The 15,614-nt window shown below is 70.8% G+C and carries 14 protein-coding genes; 4 read left to right on the top strand and 10 right to left on the bottom strand.

The genetic code is table 11. From position 1 onward, the window contains the following. Window positions 1-93: 93 nt before the first annotated feature. On the top strand, window positions 94-2,130 hold the full coding sequence (locus MPE_RS13910) for an acyltransferase family protein (protein WP_049820821.1): 2,037 nt from the start codon (window positions 94-96) through the stop codon (window positions 2,128-2,130). 9 nt (window positions 2,131-2,139) lie between these two features. On the opposite strand, the gene MPE_RS13905 is transcribed toward MPE_RS13910, so the two are convergent. The 9 genes from MPE_RS13905 to MPE_RS13865 all read right to left on the bottom strand — a co-directional run bounded on the left by MPE_RS13905 (window position 2,140) and on the right by MPE_RS13865 (window position 12,128). Next, window positions 2,140-2,769, bottom strand: a complete 630-nt coding sequence (locus MPE_RS13905; protein WP_011830340.1) for an L-threonylcarbamoyladenylate synthase — start codon at window positions 2,767-2,769, stop codon at window positions 2,140-2,142. Window positions 2,770-2,811: 42 nt separating this feature from the next. Next, window positions 2,812-3,675 (bottom strand): 3',5'-nucleoside bisphosphate phosphatase, encoded by an 864-nt coding sequence (locus MPE_RS13900; protein ID WP_011830339.1) that lies wholly within the window; start codon window positions 3,673-3,675, stop codon window positions 2,812-2,814. 69 nt (window positions 3,676-3,744) lie between these two features. Next, a complete protein-coding gene (locus MPE_RS13895) occupies window positions 3,745-5,109 on the bottom strand; it encodes an ATP-binding protein (protein WP_011830338.1) in 1,365 nt (454 codons plus the stop codon). Further along, the gene (locus MPE_RS13890) at window positions 5,106-5,783 is read right to left on the bottom strand and encodes a response regulator (RefSeq protein WP_011830337.1); all 678 of its coding nucleotides are present in this window, start codon (window positions 5,781-5,783) and stop codon (window positions 5,106-5,108) included. Before MPE_RS13890 ends, MPE_RS13895 begins: the two co-directional genes overlap by 4 nt. A gap of 33 nt (window positions 5,784-5,816) precedes the next feature. After that, window positions 5,817-6,929 (bottom strand): PQQ-dependent sugar dehydrogenase, encoded by a 1,113-nt coding sequence (locus MPE_RS13885; protein WP_041929694.1) that lies wholly within the window; start codon window positions 6,927-6,929, stop codon window positions 5,817-5,819. Between the two features lie 72 nt (window positions 6,930-7,001). After that, a complete protein-coding gene (locus MPE_RS13880) occupies window positions 7,002-8,309 on the bottom strand; it encodes a PQQ-dependent sugar dehydrogenase (RefSeq protein WP_011830335.1) in 1,308 nt (435 codons plus the stop codon). Window positions 8,310-8,504: 195 nt separating this feature from the next. Then, the gene (gene recJ, locus MPE_RS13875) at window positions 8,505-10,250 is read right to left on the bottom strand and encodes a single-stranded-DNA-specific exonuclease RecJ (RefSeq protein ID WP_011830334.1); all 1,746 of its coding nucleotides are present in this window, start codon (window positions 10,248-10,250) and stop codon (window positions 8,505-8,507) included. Between the two features lie 22 nt (window positions 10,251-10,272). After that, on the bottom strand, window positions 10,273-11,202 hold the full coding sequence (locus tag MPE_RS13870) for a hypothetical protein (protein ID WP_011830333.1): 930 nt from the start codon (window positions 11,200-11,202) through the stop codon (window positions 10,273-10,275). A gap of 32 nt (window positions 11,203-11,234) precedes the next feature. Continuing rightward, window positions 11,235-12,128 carry a TraB/GumN family protein gene (locus MPE_RS13865; RefSeq protein ID WP_011830332.1) on the bottom strand — a complete coding sequence of 298 codons (894 nt, stop codon included), beginning with the start codon at window positions 12,126-12,128 and terminating at the stop codon, window positions 11,235-11,237. Between the two features lie 106 nt (window positions 12,129-12,234). On the opposite strand from MPE_RS13865, the gene MPE_RS13860 reads away from it, so the two are divergent. Together MPE_RS13860 and MPE_RS13855 are read left to right on the top strand one after the other, a co-directional pair. After that, complete coding sequence (locus MPE_RS13860) at window positions 12,235-13,491, top strand: lipoprotein-releasing ABC transporter permease subunit (RefSeq protein WP_011830331.1); 1,257 nt, start codon at window positions 12,235-12,237, stop codon at window positions 13,489-13,491. Next, a complete protein-coding gene (locus MPE_RS13855) occupies window positions 13,484-14,185 on the top strand; it encodes an ABC transporter ATP-binding protein (protein ID WP_011830330.1) in 702 nt (233 codons plus the stop codon). The genes MPE_RS13860 and MPE_RS13855 overlap by 8 nt, the downstream gene beginning before the upstream one ends. Window positions 14,186-14,267: 82 nt before the next feature. Here MPE_RS13855 and MPE_RS13850 read toward each other — a convergent pair whose 3' ends face one another. Beyond that, window positions 14,268-14,585 (bottom strand): hypothetical protein, encoded by a 318-nt coding sequence (locus tag MPE_RS13850; RefSeq protein WP_011830329.1) that lies wholly within the window; start codon window positions 14,583-14,585, stop codon window positions 14,268-14,270. A gap of 17 nt (window positions 14,586-14,602) precedes the next feature. Between MPE_RS13850 and MPE_RS13845 the strand changes: the two genes are divergently transcribed. After that, window positions 14,603-15,601, top strand: a complete 999-nt coding sequence (locus MPE_RS13845) for a M23 family metallopeptidase (protein WP_011830328.1) — start codon at window positions 14,603-14,605, stop codon at window positions 15,599-15,601. Window positions 15,602-15,614 lie beyond the last annotated feature (13 nt).

The raw sequence follows: 15,614 nt of genomic DNA, 5'->3' as shown, positions 1-15,614 counted from the left end.
TCTCCGCCATTCAGGCAGATCCTGTCAGCGCGCCGCAGGCTATCCGAGGCCGCGGTGCAAGCCACCGCGGACAGGTGCTCCAGAATCGACGCTGTGTCGATACAACTTGAAGGGGCGGACCACGCGAGCACCTCGTCGCCGCGGTTCAGCCAGGACATCAACGGCCTGCGCGCGATGGCCGTGCTGGTGGTGATGCTGTTCCATTTCGGCGTCCCAGGCCTGCGCGGCGGCTTCGTCGGCGTCGACATCTTTTTCGTGATCTCCGGTTGCCTGATGACCGGGATCATCGTGCGGCGGCTCGAGGCAGGGCGCTTCTCGCTGGTCGACTTCTACGTCGAGCGCGCGCGACGCATCGTGCCAGCGCTGCTGGTGCTGTGCGTGGTGCTGTTCGCGGTTGGCTGGCTCGTGTTGCTGCCTTCCGAGTTCCGCCGGATGGGAAAGCAAATCGCCAGCAGCGCGGTGTTCGCGTCCAACTTGCTGTTCTGGCGGCAGTCGGGCTATTTCGACGAGGGCTCGCACGAGAAATGGCTGCTGCACACATGGTCGCTGGCGGTCGAGTGGCAGTTCTACCTGCTCTATCCACTGTTGCTGGTCGCGCTGCGCCGTATGGTCGGGGCTGCGCGCACAGGCTTCGCGTTGGCGATCGTCGCTGTACTGGCTTTCGCACTGGCGGTGGTTGGCGCCGAGCGATGGCCCACCTCGGCCTTCTATCTGCTGCCGTTTCGTGCCTGGGAGATGTTCGCCGGGGGGCTGGTGGCCCTGATCCCCTTCCCGCCGGGCCGGATCGGGAGGCGGTGGGTCCAGGTCAGCGGCCTGGTCTTGCTGGCGATCGGATTCGCGTTGATCGGCGTCGAGACGCCGTGGCCCGGGGGGCTCGCGCTGCTGCCGGTCACCGGGACCGCGCTGGTCATCTGGTCGGCGTGGGAGCGTTCGGCGCTCCTAGGCCATCCGGTAGCGCAGTTTCTCGGCACGATCTCCTATTCCGTCTACCTGTGGCATTGGCCGGTGGAAGTCGCGCTGCGGCGTTTCGAGTCCGGCATCCTGGCTACCCCCACGGCTCACATCGCGACCGGCCTTGTGCTGTCGCTCTCGATCGCCTCCCTGTCCTATCGGTGGGTCGAGCGGCCCGCGAGGCGATTGGGCCAGAGCGGTGCGGCCAAGCGCGGTGGACTGCTGCGACGGGATGTCCTGCAGTTCGGCGCGGCCTCGCTGGCGATCGCGCTGCTCGGCGCGGGCGTGTGGAAGCTGCAGGGTGCGCCGTGGCGCTTCAGCGACACGGTTCAGATCGCCGACCGCGAAGCGACCGATGGCGATCCCTACGGCCCCCGATGCTTCTCGACCTTCGGTCCGGCCCTGCCGCCGTGCCGGATCGGCTTCGACGGTCCCGCACGCGTCCTGCTGATCGGCGACAGCCATGCGCTGGCCATCGCCACCGCGCTGGCAGCGGCAGCACCCGCTGGCGGCCGAAGCGCGGGGGGCGTCCAGTTCCAGGGCTACGCCAGTTGCCCGACGGTGCAGGGCGTGACCTACGGGGCGCACTCGGAGCTCAAGTGCTTCGATTTCAACCGGACCTATCTCGACCCGCTGACCGAGGGAACTGAGTCGCCGGTTCCTCTGGTCGTGACCAACTACTGGAGCAGCTACCTCGACGCGTCGGGCCTGAAGTTCGCGGGGCGAGACGCGTCCGGCGCCGACCCACAGCCGTTCAACATCGACGGCTATCGCCAGCGCTTCGAGGCCACGATGTGTGCGCTCGCCCGTCGGCGCCCGGTCTACGTCACGCTGCCGTTCCCCGAGTTCGCGGAGCACGTGCCGCGCACGATGGCGCTTCGCCTGATGCGCGATCCACATGCGCCCGACATGACCCTGCCGGTCGGCGACTACCGGCAACATAACGCCCAGGTGATCGGTTGGATGCAAGCCGCCAGCGCGCGCTGCGGCATCCACCTGCTCGACCCGGTGCCCTACCTCTGCCCTGACGGGCTCTGCCGCGGATCGCTGAACGGGCGGCCGCTGTATACCGACCGGCATCACCTCAGCGAGTTCGGCAACCGCCTGCTCGTGCCGATGTTCCGGCAGGTGTTCGTGGGCGGAGCAGAGGAGCCGCGGGCCTCGCCGAGCGCTTGGTGATCGGCGGCGTCAGCCGGCCAAGCCCAGCGCGACCGGATCGCCGCTTCCTCGCCGCACCAGCACCGTCTCGTCGCCGCTCAGGTCGATCACCGTCGTCGGCTGCATTGGGCAGGCACCGGCATCGACGATGGCCTGCAGCTGCTTCTCGAAGCGTTGCCGGATCTCGTGCGGGTCGTTGAGTGCCTCGGCCTCGTTCGGCGGGATCAGGGTGGTGGCCAGCAGCGGCTGGCCCAGCAGTTCCAGCAGCGCCTGGGTCACCGCATGTTCGGGTACGCGCAGCCCGATCGTGCGGCGCGACGGATGCGAGACGCGCCGCGGCACCTCCTTGGTCGCCTCGAGGATGAAGGTATAGGGGCCGGGCGTGCCAAGCTTGAGCAGCCGGTACTGGCGGTTGTCGACGCGCGCGTAGTTCGCCAGTTCGCTGAGGTCGCGGCACAGCAGCGTCAGGTGGTGCTTGTCGTCGACGCCGCGGATGCGGCGCAGCGACTCGGCGGCGGCCTTGTCGTCCAGGTGGCACACCAGCGCGTAGCTGGAGTCGGTGGGGATCGCCGCGATGCCGCCGCCGTGCAGGATCTGCACCGCCTGCTTCAGCAGGCGCGGCTGCGGGTTGTCGGGATGGACCTCGAAGTACTGCGACATGGTTGGCTCAGCCGGCGTGTCCGGCTGCCGCGCGGTCGTTGCTCACGGCCGCTGCACCCGATCGGCAATCGCTTCCCACACGGGCGTCAGTCGACCCGGCAGCCACGGCAGTGCGCCGAGGTCGGTGCGGCTTTCCTCCGGGGCATGGAAATCGCTGCCGCGCGAGGCCAGCAGGTCGAACTCCACCGCCATGTCGGCATACTTCTCGTACTCCGCGGTGGTGTGGCTGCCCGTCACCACTTCCACGCCGCGCCCGCCGTGGGCCACGAATTCGCTGAACAGGGCGTACTCCTCCGTGGGGGTGAACTTGTAGCGGCCCGGGTGGGCGATGACCGCGGCGCCGCCGGCCTGAGTGATCCAGCGCACCGCGTCGCCCAGCGCGGCCCAGCGGTGCGGCACGTAACCCGGCTTGCCCTCGGTGAGGTACTTGCGGAACACGCTGTTGGTGTCGGGGCACACACCGGCATCCACCAGGTGGCGCGCGAAGTGCGTGCGCGATATCAGTTCGGGGTTTCCCACGTACTGCAGCGCGCCTTCGTAGGCGCCGGTGATGCCGGCCTGCGCGAGCGAGGCCGCCATCTCGCGGGCACGTGCCTCGCGGCCGCCGCGGGTGGCCGCTAGGCCGGCGACCAACGCGGCGTCGTCGGCCTCGAAGCCGAGCCCGACGATGTGCACCGTCACACCGGCGAAGCTGACCGAGATCTCGGTGCCGGTCAGGTAGGGCAGCCCCAGCGCGAGGGCGGCGTCGCGGGCACGTCGCTGGCCGCCCACCTCGTCGTGATCGGTCAGGGCCCACAGTTCCACGCCGTTCGTCTGCGCGCGCGCGGCCAGTGCTTCCGGCTCGAGCGTGCCGTCCGACACGTTCGAGTGGCAGTGCAGGTCGGCATTGAGGAGGGCGATGCTCACGCGGTGATTGTAAGAAGCCGGTCCCGGCGACAGGGGCGGCGGGCTACTCGCGGTGGGCGCGCGCCGGGCTCAGGCGGGCCGCAGCAAGGGGGGCTTGCGGCGCACCTGCACGCGAAAGCCGGGGGCGTCGTCGCGCGGCCCCCAGTCGACCGCCAGTCCGTGCAGTTCGGCGATCCGCCGCACGATCGACAGGCCCAGCCCGCTGCCCGGAGTCTCCTCGCCCGGTGGCCGGAAGAACCGGTCGCCCAGTCTCGAGAGGTGTTCTGGTGGCACGCCAGGTCCCTCGTCGAGCACCTCGATGCCATCGGCAGACAGCCGCAGCGTCACGTGGCCGTTCGGCGGGGTGTGGCGCAGCGCGTTCTCGATCAGGTTGCGGAGCATCGACGCGAGCAGGCTCGCGTCGCCGTTCAAAGGCAGAGGAGCGGCTGCGCCCGCGGGCCACTCGCAGGCCAGTTCGACCCGCTCCCGATCGGCGAGCGGAAGCACCTCGTTGATGACCTGCTCCACGACGTCGGACCAGACGATCGGCGTGCCGGCGGCGTGACTTTGGACGTGATCGAGCCGCGCCATCGCGAGCATCTGGGTCACGAGCCGGCTCAGGCGCGCCAGGCCGCGGCCGATCTTGTCCTGGCTGGCGTCGGCCTCGGCCGGCGCGCCGACCGAGAGCCGGGCCGCATCCCATTGCGCCTGCAGCGCGGCCAGCGGGGTGCGCAGCTCGTGGGCGGCGTCGGCGGTGAAGCGGCGTTCGCGGTCGAGCATGTCGGCGATGCGCTCCAGCATGGTGTTCATCGCCCGCACCAGTGGCTGCAGATCGCTCGGCATGTCCTTCACCGGCAGCGGCTGCAGGTCGTCCGCGGCGCGCCGGTCGATCTCGCCGGTGAGCGTGCGCACCGGCTTCAGGGCCTGCCGCACCGCCGCGGCCATCACCAGCAGCAGGACGGGCAGGGTGAGCGCCCAGGGCAGCAGCTGACCCGCGATCAGATCCCAGACCAGCTCGTCGCGCTCGCTCATGATCTGGCCCACGGCGACCAGCCACGCACCCGTCGACGCCTGCAGGTAGTAGACGCGCCACAGCTCCCCGCCCAGCGTCATGTCGTGGAAGCCCGACGCATCCGGCTGGCGCGGCAGCAGAACGCCTTCGCGGTCCACCAGCAACAGCCGCCCGTCGCGGTTCCAGACCGCGGTGGCCATGTCCTCGAGTTCGGCATCACCCAGTGCGGCCTGCGCGGCCGTTCCGGCGGGCGGCAGGTCGATCACGTCGATGTCCGCCAGCGGCAGCGTCGACTGCATCTGGCGCGCCAGGCGGATCAGCTGCGTGTCGAACAGCTCGTTGATCTCATGGCGGGCGCGGTCGAGGCTGAACAACAGCCCGCCGGTCCACACCAGCGGTGCGCTGAGCAACAGCAGCAGCATCATGCGGCGCTGCAGCGTCATGCCAGGTCCTCTGCCGGGCCGAGGGCGTAGCCCATGCCCCGTACCGTGCGCACCAGCTTCGGATCGATCTTGCGGCGCAGGTGGTGGATGTGGACTTCGAGCGCGTTGCTCTCGATCTCCTGTTCGAACGAATACAGCTTCTCGGTGATCAGCGACTTGGGCAGCACGCGCTGCGGATTCGCCAGGAGCAGTTCGAGCAGCGCGCATTCGCGTGCCGTCAGCACGACCGGCTTGCCGCGCCAGAGCACGGCCTTGGCCGCCGGCTGGTAGCTCAGAGCGCCGTGCTGCCACAGCGGCTGTGGCCGGCCCTGGCTGCGCCGCAGCACCGCCCGCAGCCGCGCGGCCAGTTCGGTGGTCTCGATCGGCTTGATGAGGTAGTCGTCGGCGCCGGTGTCGAGCCCGGCGATGCGGTGGTCGATGCCGTCGCGGGCGGTCAGCACCAGCACCGGCGTCGACTGCAGGGGACCCGGGCCGCGCCAGCGTGCCAGCCAGGCGAGGCCATCGCGGCCCGGCAGGCCGAGATCGAGCACGATGGCGTCGTAGGGGGTGTGGGACAGTGCGGCGTCGGCCTGGGCGCCGTCGGTGAACCAGTCGACGGCGAAGCCCAGGGAGCGCAGGCCGGCGGCCAGGCCGTCGCCGAGCAGGCGGTCGTCTTCGACAATCAGGATGCGCATGCCGCGTTCATACCACGGCGGCGGCCGCGCGACTCAGGGCTCGATGCGCCAGATCCGGCCGTCGCTGCCGTCGTCGCTCAGCACGTACAGCAGGCCGTCGGGGCCCTGGCGCACGTCGCGCACGCGCAGGTCGAGCTCGTGGCGGTGCTCGCGCACGACCCGCGTGCCGTCGAGCTCGAGCCGCGCCAGCCCGCGCGCCTTCAGCGCGCCGACCAGCAGCTGCCCGCGCCAGGCCGGATAGCGGTCACCGGCGACGAAGGTCATGCCGCTGGGAGAGATCGACGGCACCCAGGTCGTCAGTGCCGGGACCACGTCGGCGCGTGTCTCACCGTCGCCGATCTTCATGCCCGTGCCGTACTCGCGCCCCTGGGTGATGACGGGCCAGCCATGGTTAGCACCGCGCGTGGCGATGTTGAGTTCGTCGCCGCCCTGCGGACCGTGCTCGTGCACCCACAGCGCGCCGCTCGTCGGGTGCAACGTGGCGCCCTGCAGGTTGCGGTGGCCGTAGCTCCAGATCTCGGGCAGGGCGCCGGGCCGCTTCGCGAAGGGGTTGTCGGGCGGAACACCGCCATCGTCGGTGATGCGCACCACCTTGCCGTGGTGAGTGTCGAGGGTCTGGGCGTCGTCGCGCCTGCTGTAGCGGTCGCCCAGCGTGATGAACAGCGTGCCGTCGGGCGCGAACACCAGCCGGGAACCGAAATGCGCGTTCGAATCGACCTTCGGCGCCTGCCGGAACACCACCTGCACATCCTTCACCGCCAGCGCCGCGAGATCGAGCCGACCGCGCGCTACCGCCGTGCTGTTGCCGCTGCGGCCCGCCGGCGCGGGCTCGGCATAGCTCCAGTAGACCCATTGGTTGCTTTCGAAACCGGGGTGCAGCGCCACGTCGAGCAGGCCGCCCTGGCCACGCGCCACCACCGGCGGCAGGCCCTGGATCGGCGCCGACAGCCTGCCGTCGCGCTCGACCACGCGCAGCCGGCCGGGGCGCTCGGTGACGAGCATGCGGCCCTCCTTCTCGAAGCCGGGAAGGAAGGCGAGGCTCCAGGGATTCTCGAGGCCGCTCGCCACTGACGTGAGTCGCAATGGCTGGGCGGCAATTTGCGGAGCGAGCAGGATCAGAGCGAGCGTGGCGAGCAGATGGCGCATGACGTCAAGAGGAGTCGGAAACCGCCCCCATGCGAGCGGACGGCGCGCTCGGCGCGCGAGCACTGGCTACCTTCAGCGGTCGATCAGGATCAGCTTGCCACTGTCCGTCAGCACGTAGAGCCAGCCGTCCGGGCCCTGGCGCACGAGGCGCACGCGTTCGCCGGTGACGCCGCTCAGTGAGATGGCTCCGCGCGCACTTTCGGCGTTGCCGTTCAAGGCCACGCGCCACAGCCCCTTGCTGTCTGCGATCGCGCCGAAGAGCGCATTGTTCTTCCACTCCGGGAAATTGTCGCCGGTATAGAAGATCAAACTGGACGGGCCGATGGAGGTGGGCCCGAAAAAGCTGACCGGTTCCCTGTACGAGGAGCCGTGGCTGCCGTTGGTCCCCCCGATGCGGCAGCTGACATTGACCGTGGGGCTGTCGTACGGGCACCCATAGCTCACTAGCGGCCAGCCGTAGTTGCCGCCTGCCACGACACGGTTCAGTTCGTCGCCGCCGAGGGGGCCATGCTCGGTCACCCAGAGTTCGCCGGTGGTCGGGTGGATGGCCGCGCCTTGCGGGTTGCGGTGGCCGAGACTCCAGACACCGGGCGCTGCGCCGACGCCCAGGTTGGGGTTTCCCGTGGCGGCCGAGCCATCGTTGCGATTGATGCGGATGACCTTGCCCAGCAAGCTGGAAGGCTCCTGCGGCTCCAGCGCCTGCATCGTGGCGGACTCAGACGTGGAGTCGTACTGCATCCGCTCGCCCAGAGTGACGAACAAGGTCTTGTCGCTGCGGAAGACCATCCGGGAGCCGAAATGCGCCGGACCGCTGACCTTCGGCAGTTGCTGGTAAAGGCGCGTGAAGTTCTGCAAGGCGTTGCCGACGAGTCGGCCACGGCCGACCGCGACGCCGGCGGTTGACCCACTGCCGGCTTCGACATACGTCAAGTAAATCCAGGGATTGGTGGATAGGTCGAAGTCGGGGTCGATCGCGACGTCGAGCAAACCGCCCTGGTTGTTCTGGAAGGCGATCGCATTGCCGCCGCCTCCACTGGTTACTGCCGGGACGCCCGTCACGTTGGTCTTGGTGCTGCCGTCGGCGCTGACGATCAGCAGCGCACCACTCTTTTGCGTGATCAACATGCGGCGATCCGGCAGGAAGGCCAATCCCCATGGCATGTTCAGCGTGCTGTTGAGGACGGTCGCACGGGGCGGAGCGGTGACGTCCACTGGCGGCGGCGCCGGGGCGGGAGGAGAACCGGATGGCGGTGGGGCGCTGTCGCCTCCCCCACCTCCGCAGGATGCGATGGCCAAGCCCAACGTAGCCAGACCCAGCAGGCGCAATGCAGTACGGGAGCGCCTCGGCATTTCGGTCGGTATCGGGGTGGGGATGCTCATGCGCTGGGTCTCCTGGATGTCTTCGGCCTGCGGCCCGAGGCTGCGACGGGACGCGCGGTGCGGGCCCGAAGCGCTCATTTCATTCGTCAGCGCAGAGGCCCCTCACTTTCGTGGGGATCCGCGCCGTGAGCGAGCGACGATAACCCGTCTCGACGTCGGAAAACGCCTACACCCCGGCGTTTGATCGGGATCCGGTCATGCCGCGGCCTCGACGATCATCTGCACGCGCTGCCGCCCGTTGTACTCATCGACCCGCAACTGGTAAGCCAGCGTCACCTGCGCGGCCACCGGCTCGCTGTGACCGAACCAGATGGCGTCGCGCAGCGCGCCACCGTGGCGCACGGCGAGTTTCAGGTGTTTCTCGCCAACCAGCCTTTGAGAAACCACCTCGACGCGGTCGCTGAACACCGGCGGCTCGAAGGCCTGGCCCCACACCTGGGCTTCGAGCGCCCGCACGGTGTCGGCATTGAAGTACTCGGCGCCCAGCGGACCATCGGTGCGCAGCGTGCGCTGCAGCGCCGCGGCGTCCAGCCATTCGCCGGCCACCTGGACCAGGGCGCGCTCGAAGCGGGCGAAGTCGGCCTCGGCCAGCGTGGCGCCGGCCGCCATGGCATGGCCGCCGAAGCGGCGCAGCAGTCCGGGGTGGCGCTTGCTGACGAGGTCGAGCGCATCGCGCAGGTGGAAGCCGGGGATCGAACGGCCGGAGCCCTTCAGCAGCCCGTCCTGGCCGCGCGCGAACACGAAAGTCGGGCGATGGCTGCGGTCTTTCAGACGCGAGGCGACGATGCCGACCACGCCCTCGTGGAAGCCGGGGTCGTAGATCGCCAGCGCGGGCGGTGGGTCGCCGGCCCCGGCGCCGTGGTCGTCGCGTGCGACCAGCGCTTCGAGCATCGCTTCGGCCTGCTCGCGCATGCCGCTCTCGACCTCGCGGCGCTCGCGATTGATCGCGTCGAGCTGCTGAGCAAGTTCCGCCGCGCGGCCGGCGTCGTCGGTCAGCAGGCATTCGATGCCCAGCGTCATGTTCTCCATGCGCCCGGCCGCGTTGAGACGCGGCCCGAGCGCGAAGCCGAAGTCGAAGCCGCTGGCGCGCGCCGGGTCGCGGGCCGCTGCGTCGAACAGTGCGCGCACGCCCGGCTGCATGCGCCCGCTGCGGATGCGCCGCAGCCCCTGCGCCACCAGGCGGCGGTTGTTCTCATCGAGCTTCACCACGTCGGCCACGGTGCCCAGCGCCACCAGGTCCAGCAGCGCGTCGAGCCGGGGCTGCGCGGCGGCGTCGAACACGCCGCGGGAGCGAAGTTCGCTGCGCAGCGCCAGCAGCACGTAGAACATCACGCCGACGCCGGCCAGCGCCTTGCTCTCGAACGGGCAGCCGGGCTGGTTGGGGTTGACGATCACGTCGGCCGTCGGCAGCACGACGCGATCGTCCTGGAGCGCCGGCAGGTGGTGGTCGGTCACCAGCACCTGCAGGCCGCGGGCCTTGGCGTGCGCCACGCCGTCGAGGCTGGCGATGCCGTTGTCCACCGTCACCAGCACGTCGGGCGCCTGGCCTCCGAACACGCCGAAGGCCAGGTCGACGATCGCCGGCGTGAGCCCGTAGCCATGTACCTGGCGGTCGGGCACCACGTAGCCCAGCGTCTCCGGCGTGGCGCCGAGCAGGCGCAGCCCGCGCAGTGCCACCGCACAGGCGGTCGCGCCGTCGCAGTCGTAGTCGGCCACCACGACGATGCGCCGGCGCTGCTGCGTCGCATCGGCCAGCAGGCGGGCCGCATCGGCCGCTCCCAGCAGCGCGGTGGGCGGCAGCAGCAGGGCGAGCGAATCGTCGAGTTGCTCGGCCGCGGTGATGCCGCGCGCTGCGAACAGCCGAGCGAGCAGCGGTGACACGCCGGCCTGTTCAAGCGACCAGGCAGTGCGGGGCGGGACGTCGCGGACGGCGATCTGCATGGGCGGGCGCGTCGCGGTCCGTTCAGAGAGCAGCCATCAGTCGGGTCGCCTGGGGCCTTTGGACGCGACTGCGCAGCGCGGCCAGGACGCCGCGTGGCCGCAGCACGAAGTCCTGCGCATGCCGTTCGCCGCACAGGCTGAGCCGCAAGGCCTCGCCGCGGCGGGCGTGCGCCAGCGCCTCGCGCAGCGGGCCGCCGTCCAGTGCGCGCCAGGCCTCGGACCAGGCGGCCCAGTCCTCGCGCAGCGCCGGCGCGCGCAGCGCGTCCAGCACCCGCGGTGCCTCGCCGCGGTCCGGCTGGTGGGTGCCGCAGCCGCTGAGCCAGAAGCTGTTCAGCACGTCCCGGCCGGTCGCTTCGCGGGCGTCGTTCAGCGCGTGCGTGTAGAGCAGCATCTGCACTTCGTTCTGCAGACGCTTCACGAAACGCGCGGCCGGGTGCTCGGGCATCCACAGATCGGGGTTGCGGCCGATCACGCGGTCGAGCGACGCGGTCGGCAAGTCGGCCAAGGTCTCGTGGGCGACGTACCAGCGTGTCGGCGCGCCCCAGGCGCACAGCCAGCCTTCGCTCTCGAACAGTGGTCGCACGGCGTCGAAGGCGGCGCGCGACTCGGCCGCGTCGAGCGCCAGCGACTCGGGGTCGTCCATCGTCAGGTGCTCGCGGCCGATCTGCCAGTGCACCGGGCTCAGCAGGCCCCAGGCCAGATCGCCGGTGTCCAGGCCGTCGTCGGCGGCGGCGCGGGCCGCCCAGGGCAGGGCGCCGTCGGCCCCCCGCCAGCCGAGCGCGCGGGCGAGCACCCGCTCGTGTGGCGGCGAGAGCTGGTATTCGTCGCCTTCGTTCAGGGAGTCGGCCGTGAGCCGGCCCAGCAGCGCGTCGAGCGACGGCAACGCGAGTTCGCCCAACGCGTGCTGGCCGGCCTCGGACAGTGGGGCGGCGAAGGGGATCACGAGGTGCATGGCAGGATTATCCGGGCCGGTCCCCGGACGGTTCAGCGGCGCTGCATCTCGACGCGCCGCACCTGCCAGCCAGCCCGCTCGAGCAGCGCCAGCACGCCCTGCTCGCCGTGCAGGTGCAGGGCGCCGATCGCGACGAAGGCGCCGCCGCGCTCCAGCCGGGGCCGCATGCGCTCGACCATGCGGGCGCTGCGGCGCACCAGGATCTGCTCGAACAGGTCGCCGTAGGCGGGGCGCAGCGCCGGCTCGTCGCGCAGGGCGAGTTCCTCGTTGTGCAGCATGCCGTCGAGGTCTTCCTCGAGATAGCGCGCCAGCAGCGTGTCGATGGCGGCGATGGCTTCGTCGTGGCGCCGTGCCTGCGCCTCCAGCAGCGCCAGCATGTGCCCGGTCTGCACGGCCGCGATCGAGGCGATCTGTTCCCGCGCTGTCTCGAGCGGCACGACCGGCAGCCCGCGCTGGCGCGCGATGCGCTGCAGCGCGGCGTCGACGATCTCGCCCTGAGGCCGAGGTGGCTGCGACAGAGTCAGGTAGGCGGCCCAGGGTGTCAGACGCTCGGTGGCGGCGGCCGGCAGGCCATAGCGTGCGGAGAGCCGCGACGCCACGCGTTCGAAGCGCTCGGGCCCGGCGAGCGTGCGCAGGCTGCGCCCCGGCGGCAACCGGGCCGCCGTCTCGAACGCGCTGCGGCTGTCGGCGTCGTCGAGCATCTCCACCACCAGGGCGCGCGACGCGGCCAGGGCCTCGTCGACCTGCGGGCCGAAGGCCTTGGCGCGGGCGTCGTCGAGGTGGATGGTGCCGTAGACGTGACTCGCCGGCCGACCGTCGCGCTCGATGCGCCACAGCAGGCCGCGGTCGAACGGCGCGGCGACTGCGGCGCCGACGGTGAGCACCAGCAGGGCCACCAGTGCAGTGGCGAGACGGTGCAGCGGCATGTCGAGACTCCTTCGTCTTTGCGGGTGCGAGGGCGGCCAGCCTAACGCGCCGCAACGATCCCGACCGCCGCGAGGCCGGATCGCCTCGGGTAGCATCCTGCTGCTCATGCACTGGCCCTACGAACTCACCATCGGCTGGCGCTACACCCGCGCCGGCCGCAGCGGGCGGCGCAACGGCTTCATCTCCTTCATCTCGGGTGTGTCGATGCTCGGCATCGCGCTCGGGGTGGCGGCGTTGATCATCGTGCTGTCGGTGATGAACGGCTTCCAGAAGGAAGTGCGCGACCGCATGCTGAGCGTCATCGCGCATGTGGAGATCTTCGAAGCCGGCGGCAATGCGCTGCCCGACTGGCGCGCTACCGCCGCGGCGGCGCGCGGCAATCCCGAGGTACTGGGTGCGGCGCCCTTCATCGCGACCCAGGCGCTGATCGCGCGCGGCGAGGACATGCGCGGCGCCGTCGTGCGCGGCATCGATCCGGCCGAAGAAGCGAACGTGACGCCGTTGGCGGCGCAATCCCGCGACGGCGCCTTCGCGGGCCTGAAGCCGGGCGCCTGGGGCATCGTGCTGGGCGGCGAGCTGGCGCGCACGCTGGGCGTGAAGGTGGGCGACCCGGTGACGCTGGTCACGCCCAACGGCCAGGTCACGCCGGCCGGCGTTGTGCCGCGGCTCAAGCAGATGACGGTGGTGGGCACCTTCAATGCCGGTCACTACGAGTACGACAGCGGACTGGCGCTGATGCACATCGACGATGCGGCGCGGCTGTTCCGCGTGGACGGGCCCACCGGCGTGCAGCTCAGGCTGCGCGACCAGCAGCAGGCGCGCCGCGTCGGCTTCGAGCTGGCAGAGCAGCTCGGCCCCACGGTCAGCGTGCGCGACTGGACCCGCACCAACCGCAACTGGTTCGACGCCGTGCAGCTCGAGAAGCGCATGATGTTCATCATCCTCACGCTGATCGTCGCGGTGGCGGCCTTCAACCTGGTCAGCACGCTGGTGATGACGGTGACCGACAAGCAGGCCGACATCGCGATCCTGCGCACGCTGGGCGCCAGCCCGCGCTCGATCATGGGGATCTTCATGGTGCAGGGCGCGGCCGCGGGTGTGATCGGCACCTGCTCGGGACTGACGCTGGGGCTGCTGGTGTCGCTCAACATCGATGTCATCGTGCCTGCGCTCGAGCGTCTGTTCAACGCCAGCTTCCTGCCTGGCAGCATCTACCTGATCAGCCGCATGCCGAGCGATCCGCAGTCGGCCGACATCGTGCCGATCGGCCTGGTGTCGCTGCTGCTCGCCTTCGTCGCGACGATCTACCCCAGCTGGCGCGCGAGCCGCGTGCAACCGGCCCAGGCGCTGCGCTATGAGTGAGTCGGTGGAGGGGGTGAGCGACGGTGCCGTGCTGCAGGCGCGCGGGCTGCACAAGCGCTTCACCGAGGGCGGTCTCGACGTGGCGGTGCTGCGTGGGGTGGATTTGCAGGTGGTGCGCGGCGAGACGCTCGCGGTGGTGGGTGCGTCCGGCTCGGGCAAGAGCACGCTGCTGCACCTGCTGGGCGGGCTCGACAGGCCCAGCGCCGGCGGCGTGCAGCTGATGGGCCGCGACTTCGCCGCGATGGATGCGGCGGCCCAAGGCACCTGGCGCAACCGGCATCTCGGCTTCATCTACCAGTTCCACCACCTGCTGCCTGAATTCAGCGCGCTCGACAACGTCGCCATGCCGCTGCTGATCCGGCGCCTGCCGCGCGAAGCGGCTCATGCCGAGGCGCACGCCATGCTCGCCGCCGTGGGGCTGGCCGCGCGCACCGCGCACCGGCCGTCCGAGCTGTCGGGCGGCGAGCGCCAGCGCGTCGCGGTGGCCCGGGCGCTGGTCACGCGGCCGGCCTGCGTGCTGGCCGACGAGCCTACCGGCAACCTCGACCGCGCCACCGCCGACGGTGTGTTCGCACTGATGCTCGACCTGGCGCAGGCCCAGGGCACCGCCTATGTGATGGTGACGCACGACGACGCGCTGGCGGCGCGCTGCCACCGGCGCGTGCGGCTCGACCGCGGCACGCTGCAGGCCTGAGGTTCAGGCCCGAGCACACAGGCTGTTGCACAGTCGCCGGCCGTCGCCGGCCCGGGCGTGCACTGGTACCGGCCGGGCCGGATCAGCTCGATTGAACCCGGATGCGGATCGCGCTACCCTTCCAGCCCTGCTGCTGCAGCGCGGCCTCGAAACGGGGCAGCAACTGCCGCAACTTGGCCGCCACGGCCGTGTTGCCCGCAAGCAGCGCCCAACCCTGTTCGTCCACCGGGCCCGGCCGCACCTGAACGGCCAGCGCCGCGGGCAGCAGCGGGCGGATCACGTCGAAACGCGCGTTCGATTCGCGCAGCAGTGCCTGCAGCCGCACGAGCGGCTCCGACTGCGCCAGCGCATCGCCGATCGGCAGCGCGACGGGCAGGCTGGAGTTGGGATGCAGGGCCATGGGATGAAGGAGACCGTATGCAGATCATAGTGACCCATGGCCGCTACGCACGCACCCGCGTGCTCGACCTGCCGGCCTGGAAGCTGGCGATCGTCGGAACCTTCCTCGTGGGGCTGCTGCTGGCGCTGTCGGGCGCGATCTACCACTTCGTGTTCCTGAAGGCCGCGCGCGAGGGCTGGCCGGTGGTCAGCCAGGTGGTCAAGCTGGTGGTGCGTGACGAGATCGCGCAGCGCGACCGCTTCATGCGCGAGAACCTCGACGCCATGGCTTCGAAGGTCGGCGAGATGCAGGCCAAGCTGATGAAGCTCGAGACCATGGGCGAGAGGGTCTCCGGGCTGGCTGGCCTGAAGCCCGAGGATTTCCGCGGCCTCGACCGTCCGGCGGCGCCGGTTCCCGCCGGCGCGGCCGTTGGCGGCGGGCGGGGCGGGCCTTATGTGCCGGTCGAATCGCCGTCGTTGGCGCAGCTGAACCAGGCGATCGCCGCGCTGGATGAAGGGGCCGACCGCCACAGCGACGTGTTCACGCTGGTCGAGTCGCGCCTGCTCGAGACGCGCCTGCGGGCGCTGATGGTGCCGAGCTCGGCCCCCGTCGATGGGCCGGTGGGCTCGGGCTTCGGCTTCCGGACCGACCCCTTCACCGGCCGCGGCGCGCTCCACACCGGCCTGGATTTCCCGGCCGAGACCGGCACCGCCATCCTGGCGGCGGCGGGCGGCGTGGTGATGAGCGCCGAGACCCACCCCGCCTACGGGCGCACGGTCGAAATCGACCACGGCAACGGCCTGGTGACGCGTTATGCCCACGCGGCGCGGCTGCTGGTGGTGCCCGGCGACCTGATCCGTCGCGGCCAGAAGATCGCCGAGGTCGGCAGCACCGGCCGCTCGACCGGGCCGCACCTGCATTTCGAGGTGCTGGTCGACGGCGCGCCGCAGGATCCGGCGAAGTTCCTGGCGCAGGCTTCCCGGCTGCCTGCGGGCAATGTCGCTCGGGCTGCGAACCGCACGGCGGAGGCCCGCTGACACGACGGCCCGG

Source organism: Methylibium petroleiphilum PM1, from assembly GCF_000015725.1.
In the GTDB taxonomy this organism is placed as follows: Bacteria; Pseudomonadota; Gammaproteobacteria; order Burkholderiales; family Burkholderiaceae_C; genus Methylibium; species Methylibium petroleiphilum.
Note: the sequence above shows the minus strand (reverse complement) of the source record. Positions and strands in the feature narration are given on the sequence as shown.

Coding starts and splice junctions, on each gene's coding strand:
- MPE_RS13905 (WP_011830340.1), bottom strand. CDS start 2,769: ATGTCGCAGTACTTCGAGGTCCATCCCGACAACCCGCAGCCGCGCCTG.
- MPE_RS13895 (WP_011830338.1), bottom strand. CDS start 5,109: ATGACGCTGCAGCGCCGCATGATGCTGCTGCTGTTGCTCAGCGCACCG.
- MPE_RS13890 (WP_011830337.1), bottom strand. CDS start 5,783: ATGCGCATCCTGATTGTCGAAGACGACCGCCTGCTCGGCGACGGCCTG.
- MPE_RS13885 (WP_041929694.1), bottom strand. CDS start 6,929: ATGCGCCATCTGCTCGCCACGCTCGCTCTGATCCTGCTCGCTCCGCAA.
- MPE_RS13880 (WP_011830335.1), bottom strand. CDS start 8,309: ATGAGCATCCCCACCCCGATACCGACCGAAATGCCGAGGCGCTCCCGT.
- recJ (WP_011830334.1), bottom strand. CDS start 10,250: ATGCAGATCGCCGTCCGCGACGTCCCGCCCCGCACTGCCTGGTCGCTT.
- MPE_RS13870 (WP_011830333.1), bottom strand. CDS start 11,202: ATGCACCTCGTGATCCCCTTCGCCGCCCCACTGTCCGAGGCCGGCCAG.
- MPE_RS13865 (WP_011830332.1), bottom strand. CDS start 12,128: ATGCCGCTGCACCGTCTCGCCACTGCACTGGTGGCCCTGCTGGTGCTC.
- MPE_RS13860 (WP_011830331.1), top strand. CDS start 12,235: ATGCACTGGCCCTACGAACTCACCATCGGCTGGCGCTACACCCGCGCC.
- MPE_RS13855 (WP_011830330.1), top strand. CDS start 13,484: ATGAGTGAGTCGGTGGAGGGGGTGAGCGACGGTGCCGTGCTGCAGGCG.
- MPE_RS13850 (WP_011830329.1), bottom strand. CDS start 14,585: ATGGCCCTGCATCCCAACTCCAGCCTGCCCGTCGCGCTGCCGATCGGC.
- MPE_RS13845 (WP_011830328.1), top strand. CDS start 14,603: ATGCAGATCATAGTGACCCATGGCCGCTACGCACGCACCCGCGTGCTC.